This window comes from Microcoleus sp. Pol12B3 (assembly GCF_036701355.1).
Lineage (GTDB): Bacteria > Cyanobacteriota > Cyanobacteriia > Cyanobacteriales > Microcoleaceae > Microcoleus.
In genome coordinates this window covers 1-5,030 of the sequence record NZ_JAUBQS010000129.1, presented here as the reverse complement: position 1 = coordinate 5,030, position 5,030 = coordinate 1, and the positions used below count along the sequence as shown (strand labels likewise).

Sequence of the window (5,030 nt, the reverse complement as noted above, 5' to 3'; positions counted from 1 at the left end):
ATCACCAAATCCGATTAGCAATTCTGAAGGCTCAACCGCCTCTATTTTCTCCATCCTTTACATAAAAGCACTACCAAGGGCTGTTTTCGGTAAGCTTTCTTGGGGCGATTTGGGCATTTTCTGGAGTAATGAGCGCGGCGATGGCTGCACTAGATCGCATCCATGAAACCCCGATCGATCGAACTAGACCATTTTGGAAAGCCAAACTTATTTCTCTGGCGCTCAGTATCGGTACAATTGTGCTGTTAATTCTAGCATCGGGAGTAGTATTTGTCAGCGACTTAATTGTACAAGCTATTGCCCGCCAGAGTTGCCTGCTGGAGTCCGTCGCCAATTGCGATTTAAAAGATGTCCAAAATTGCTTGCTCCTCGCCGGCAATTGCCCTTTAGAGTCGCAACTGTTAGGTGCTTGGCGGCTGTGGAGGTGACCGATTTCTTTGGGAATTGTATCGCTGGCTTTTGCATTTATTTACCGCTACGGGCCTAGTCGCCGTCAACCAGATATTCCTATTGTATCAGGAGCTGTTTTTGCTGCTATTTTGTGGGCGCTATTTTCAGCTTTATTTCGGTTTTATGTTTTGCATTTGGGCAATTACACTTGGACTTACGGCACAATCGGAAGTTTTATTGTGTTGCTGCTGTGGCTGGATATTTCTTCTTTGGTAATGCTGATAGGCGCTCAGTTGAATGTGACGGTGGGAAAGGCTATAAAACAATCAAAATTAAAATAATTTGTTAATTTTGAATAGTTAATTGTTATTTGCCGGATGCTGGCTTATCTACGGAGTAAAGTGCTGAGGATGCCTGCAACAAAAGACAGAAAAATCAGTATCCAAATGACACCACCGGGAATGAATGTCAAGAGGCCAACACCTCTGAGAATCCAAACTAGGAGGGTGAGGCCCAGGATAGTCAAAAAGATGCGGGTAGATAGTCGCATTTGAAATCTAGGAGAATTAGTCATGTTGAATGTTAAAGTTTTGTCTGGATCAATGATAGCTGCTTTGCTGGCGATCGGCAGTTATCTCACCTTAATTTCCACTCCCGGTTCCACTGTTGCGCTTAGGGCTACAAATGTGCTGGGAGGAGCGGCAAATGCTGCTCAAAAAACACCTTCTGCCAGTTTAACAATTTCCGATCGCACAATTGGAGCGGCGAAGGTGGGGATGACTTTCGGAGGATTGAAAAAGGCTCTGGGTTCCACGGCGCAGTTTAAGGTAGAGTCTCCTTTTATGGTAGACTTTGATGCTGTGGCTGTCAGCCAGTCGGGAAAAGTGCAGTATCGGATTATTTATGCTGCGGGTACAAAGCTAAAAGATACGGATGTCATTGAACTTTTGATGACTGAGAATTCTAATTATAAAACAGTTCAGGGCGTCGGGCCGGGAATGACTCTGAAACAAGCTGAGGCAATTTACGGCAAAGCTACTTTATCTTATAACGTGGATAATGAAATGAGAGAAGGGGTTGTATTTGCCAAGCAACCAACTAGAAAAATTATGTTTGTTCCCAAGGCTGATGGGAAGCAGTTTGCGGGAGTTTACGGAGCAGGTCAAGGGGGATTTTATCAGACTAATAAATATCAGCCGAATGCTGTGATTCGCTCTGTGATGGTGCGGAAGTAAGGCGGTAAAACGAATGGCTTCACGGGGACGAGTTACCCCATACTTGCCAGAAGAGATTCAAAAAGCTCTCGAAGAATGGGCAGAAGAAGACAGCAGATCTGTTAGCAGTTTGGCAACGTACCTACTGCCGAAATCTGTTCGAGAGCATCAAGAGTTGAAAAAAGATAAATCAGAAAGCGATCGCCCGCAATCCCATCCGCCTATATCTGCGGTCAAAAAAAGAACCACCGCCTCAAAAAAATAAGGTGGGCCGCAGCCCACCCTACCCAAATTATTTCGCAGTCACCAACTGTGCCGGCAGCCGCTTAAACGCCAACCTTTCATTCTCGATATCCACAAAAATGGTATCGCCGTCAGCAAAATCTCCCCGCAAAATACCCTTCGCCATTTGCGTTTCCAACTCCCGCTGGATTCCCCGCTTCAATGGCCGTGCACCGTAAACCGGATCGTAACCAATTTCTGCTAAGAAGTCGATCGCAGATTCCGACAATTTGAGAGACATTTTGCGATCTGCTAACCGTTTTTCCAAGCGCTTAACTTGCAACAGCACAATCTGCCGCAGTTCCGTCTTACTCAAACCGTGGAAGATAATCATCTCATCAATCCGGTTCAAGAATTCTGGGCGGAAAGTTCCCCGCATCGCTTCCATCACCCGACTCCGCATTTGTTCGTTATCTCCGGCCACATCTAAGATGTATTGAGAGCCAACATTCGATGTCATAATAATCACAGAATTCTTAAAGTCTACCGTGTGACCTTGAGCATCGGTAACGCGGCCGTCATCCAGAATTTGCAGCATGATGTTGAATACATCCGGGTGCGCTTTCTCGATTTCATCGAATAGAATCACTGAGTAAGGACGGCGGCGCACAGCCTCCGTTAATTGTCCGCCTTCATCGTAGCCAACGTATCCCGGAGGCGCACCAATTAACCGCGAAACCGCGTGTTTCTCCATGTATTCCGACATATCAATTCGCACGATCGCTTCTTCCGTGTCGAACAGATAAGCCGCTAATGCTTTAGCTAACTCAGTTTTCCCTACACCCGTGGGGCCGAGGAAGATAAAACTCGCAACCGGACGATTGGGATCGGCTAAACCTGCGCGCGATCGCTGAATTGCATCTGCAACCGCCGTCACTGCTTCATCCTGTCCGATTACCCGCTTGTGCAGTTCATCTTCCAAGTGCAGAAGTTTCTGCATTTCCGATTCAACCAACTTGCTAATCGGAATTCCCGTCCACTTGGAAATAATCTCGGCAATGTCACCTTCTGTGACTTCTTCCCGCAGCAAAGTTTTACCTGTGGTTTGAGTTGCTGACAGTTGAGATTCAGCTTCTTGCAGTTGTTTTTGCAATTCGGTTAACTTGCTATATTTCAACTCAGCAGCACGGTTCAGGTCATATTTTAATTCAGCTTGCTGAATTTCAATATTCACCTTATCAATCTGTTCTTTAATCTTTTGAATGCTGCCGATGACACCTTTTTCCGATTGCCACTGGGCATTCAAAGCGCTTTGCTGTTCCTTGAGGTTTGCTAAATCTTTTTCCAGTCTTTCCAAGCGTTCGATCGAAGCAACGTTACTTTCTTTTTGCAGCGACAGTCTTTCCATTTCTAGCTGCAAAATCCTGCGGTCAATTTCGTCTAGTTCTTCCGGCTTGGAGGTAATCTCCATTTTGAGTTTAGCCGCTGCTTCGTCCACTAAGTCAATGGCTTTGTCTGGAAGGAAGCGATCGCTAATATATCGAGTAGACAAAGTAGCCGCCGCCACTAGGGCGCTGTCGGAAATTTTTACCCCGTGGTGAACTTCGTACCGTTCTTTCAAGCCCCGCAAAATCGAGACAGTATCTTCAACTGTCGGTTGGTCAACATAAACTTGTTGAAAACGGCGTTCTAGTGCCGCATCTTTTTCGAGGTACTTGCGGTATTCGTCGAGAGTTGTAGCGCCGATACAGCGCAATTCTCCCCTAGCTAACATGGGTTTAAGTAAATTGCCGGCATCCATCGAGCCTTGAGTTGCGCCAGCACCGACAACGGTGTGAATTTCATCGATAAATAAGATGACTTTGCCGTTGCTGTCGGTAACTTCTTTGAGTACCGCTTTCAAGCGTTCTTCAAATTCTCCCCGGAATTTTGCACCGGCAATTAAAGCGCCCATATCTAGGCTAATTAATTGTCTGTCTTTGAGAGATTGCGGCACATCTCCGGTGATAATTCGCTGGGCGAGTCCTTCGGCGATCGCAGTTTTGCCGACTCCCGGTTCCCCAATCAATACCGGATTATTTTTGGTGCGACGGCTCAAAATTTGAATCGTGCGGCGGATTTCGTCATCGCGTCCGATTACCGGATCGAGTTTGCCTTGACGCGCTGCTTCAGTCAAATCTCGGCCGTATTTTTCCAGCGCTTCGTATTTGCCTTCTGGATTTTGATCTGTCACTTTGTTGTTCCCCCGGACTTGGGCAATGATATCTTTGAGCTTGGCTTCATCTAGTTTAAATTCTTGCAGTAGATTTTTGCCAAAGCGATCGTCCTTAACGTAACCTAGTATCAAATGCTCGATCGAAATAAATTCATCGCCGTACTCTTTGCGATAAGTTTCGGCGCGATCGAGCAAAGTGTCGAGAGAACGACCTAGATAAACGTTGCCGCCGCTTCCAGTAATTTTCGGCTGGCGACTGATAAACTCATCAGTGCGATCGCGCAATTTTGCTACAGAAACTCCAGCTTTGTTAAATAAGCTGCTAGCAAGCCCTGATTCTTGTTCCAGCAAAGCTTTCATCAAGTGTTCGCTTTCTAGCTGCTGCTGCTGACCTGCTTTGACGATTTCGGGGGTGCGGGCGAGGGCTTCCCAGGCTTTTTCTGTAAATTGGTTTGGATTATTCGGTTGCATAAATTTTAATTCCCTGAATTCAAAATGATGACTGCTGTAGAGGCAATTGCTCGATCGCCCGTACAATTGTCATTGTAGGGAGTTGCGGAGGGCGATCGGATCGGTGTTCCCCTATCTTGAGATAGGTATTTCCGTCCTGTGTAGCAGTCCCTCGCAAGCAAAAGCAAACTGTCGCGCCTAAAAGTTGGACTCTTGGATAAGACCAACTCTCACATTAAAAATGCTTTCTACTGCCACTTGAAAAAACGGCACATTCTTAAACAGTCTCCTGCTGCGGAAAATGGAGAAACACTCATGTAAATAGGAGAGAGGACTCGAGAAGCGTCACAGTCCTATAGCTAAACCCAAAGCGTTATTGTTTTACTCATCAATAACAGCCGCTATAACTCTCACACCTGGAAAATATAGCTATGAAAATTTTACCTTTAATTTCGTTAGGTATTATCCCACATTCCGCAGATATTTAAGCAGAGAGAAAGGAAGATAGATTCGGCAACACAAAACCCCCAAACGATTGC

General features: G+C 45.9%; 3 protein-coding genes and 1 pseudogene. 3 read left to right on the top strand and 1 reads right to left on the bottom strand.

Translation table 11 applies throughout. The annotated features are described in order from the left end of the window. The first annotated feature begins 80 nt into the window (after positions 1-80). The 3 genes and pseudogenes from QUA53_RS28530 to QUA53_RS28520 all read left to right on the top strand — a co-directional run bounded on the left by QUA53_RS28530 (position 81) and on the right by QUA53_RS28520 (position 1,869). Positions 81-731 (top strand): annotated as a pseudogene (locus tag QUA53_RS28530) (YihY/virulence factor BrkB family protein). A 231-nt stretch (positions 732-962) separates the two neighbouring features. Then, a complete protein-coding gene (locus QUA53_RS28525; RefSeq protein WP_333101193.1) occupies positions 963-1,625 on the top strand; it encodes a hypothetical protein in 663 nt (220 codons plus the stop codon). A 13-nt stretch (positions 1,626-1,638) separates the two neighbouring features. Beyond that, positions 1,639-1,869 (top strand): ribbon-helix-helix domain-containing protein, encoded by a 231-nt coding sequence (locus tag QUA53_RS28520; RefSeq protein WP_333101195.1) that lies wholly within the window; start codon positions 1,639-1,641, stop codon positions 1,867-1,869. Positions 1,870-1,896: 27 nt separating this feature from the next. Here QUA53_RS28520 and clpB read toward each other — a convergent pair whose 3' ends face one another. Continuing rightward, on the bottom strand, positions 1,897-4,512 hold the full coding sequence (gene clpB, locus QUA53_RS28515; protein WP_333101197.1) for an ATP-dependent chaperone ClpB: 2,616 nt from the start codon (positions 4,510-4,512) through the stop codon (positions 1,897-1,899). Between the last annotated feature and the right edge of the window lie 518 nt (positions 4,513-5,030).

Excerpts from the sequence above, each read along its gene's own strand:
- QUA53_RS28525 (WP_333101193.1), top strand. The coding sequence starts at position 963 with ATGTTGAATGTTAAAGTTTTGTCTGGATCAATGATAGCTGCTTTGCTG.
- QUA53_RS28520 (WP_333101195.1), top strand. The coding sequence starts at position 1,639 with ATGGCTTCACGGGGACGAGTTACCCCATACTTGCCAGAAGAGATTCAA.
- clpB (WP_333101197.1), bottom strand. The coding sequence starts at position 4,512 with ATGCAACCGAATAATCCAAACCAATTTACAGAAAAAGCCTGGGAAGCC.